The 1,270-nt window shown below is 38.0% G+C and carries 2 protein-coding genes; both read right to left on the bottom strand.

The window, feature by feature from the left end; all coding sequences use genetic code 11:
- Positions 1-50: 50 nt before the first annotated feature.
- Positions 51-902 carry an IS3 family transposase gene (locus DET49_RS18345; RefSeq protein ID WP_243729729.1) on the bottom strand — a complete coding sequence of 284 codons (852 nt, stop codon included), beginning with the start codon at positions 900-902 and terminating at the stop codon, positions 51-53.
- A gap of 44 nt (positions 903-946) precedes the next feature.
- Positions 947-1,258: a transposase gene (locus DET49_RS18340; RefSeq protein WP_133550309.1), complete on the bottom strand. Its 312-nt coding sequence runs from the start codon at positions 1,256-1,258 to the stop codon at positions 947-949.
- Positions 1,259-1,270 lie beyond the last annotated feature (12 nt).

Here is a 1,270-nt window from a genome sequence, read left to right as displayed (position 1 = left end):
TGTTTTGGCCCCTATAAAACAAGAGAATTATTCTAAATTTCAAAAATTAATTAAGCGGTTTGTTTTTTCATTAAAATCAGGTGTTGATCCCGAACCCATTTTTCCATGGGTGTAATCCTTCCCAGTAGCCCGTGGAGCCTATCATTGTTGTAAAAAACAACATATCTTTTTAAGATCTGCTCAATCTCTCCAAAGGTTCTGTAATCAAATCTAGTGAATACTTCTTTTTTTAGTATTCCATGATAGGCCTCTATATGTGCATTTTCTTCCGGTGTGGCCACATGGGTGAACTCCTGATCAACTCCAATGAGACCTAAGTATTCACGTACATTACTGGCTATAAACTGGCTTCCATTATCACTTCTAATAACTACACTTTCAGGATACTGATAGTTCTCAAACAACTCAGAGAGAAGGGCTATGACCTGCGCCTGTTTTATAGTAAAAGAAAAATAGTCTTTCAAAATTCTACGGGTATGTACATCGATTACAGAGAGTAAATAAGCGTTTTTACCAACACTTGGGATCCAAACCATCTTGATATCCATTTCTAAACATTCAAGGGGCCTGGAGGTCTTTACCTTCCGGAATTTCACAAATTTACGACCAGCACCACTTCGGTTGATCCGGTTTTCCAATTTTAGCATTCCAGCAGTTTTCATAATCCTGTATAGTTTCTTATGGTTGATAAGGAACCCGTCTCTCTTTAAATAGGAGGTCATAAGCCGATATCCACAATCAATAAACTCATGTCCCAGGAGCCTTTTAACGGCATCTAATACAATGGGTTGCTCCACCCAACCTTGGTACTTGTTATAGGTTAGTTTAGAGGGCTTATTACCCTTCTTGCCATTACTAGGTTTTCTATAATAACTACTGGGGACCATCCCAACCATCTGTATGATCCTGGTCTTACTGCACTTATGCTTTTTAAAGATAAAGTCTACTAGATCTTTCTTGGATCGGATGTCCCAAACTTTTTTTTTAAAAGTTCCCTTTGCACTTCCAGTTCAATATCCTTATTTCCAAGCAGTTTACGAAGCACTCTGTTCTCTTCTTCGACTTGCTTGAACTCTTTGCTTTTGGTGTCATAGTTTACTTTTAAGCCGTCTTCCCCTTTATGGTCAAACTTCTTCTTCCAACTATAAAAAGTCCCGGTACTTACACTGTATTTCCTACAGGCTTCAACAACTCCAATCTCTTCTGCAGATGCTAATATCTCTAACTTTTCCGATAAGCTCCATCTCTTGTATTTCATATTTCAAAGGTA

The organism is Salegentibacter sp. 24, from assembly GCF_004362395.1.
Classification (GTDB): Bacteria; Bacteroidota; Bacteroidia; order Flavobacteriales; family Flavobacteriaceae; genus Salegentibacter.
The sequence above is the reverse complement of the archived record's forward strand: the minus strand, read 5'-3'. Positions and strand labels throughout refer to the sequence as shown.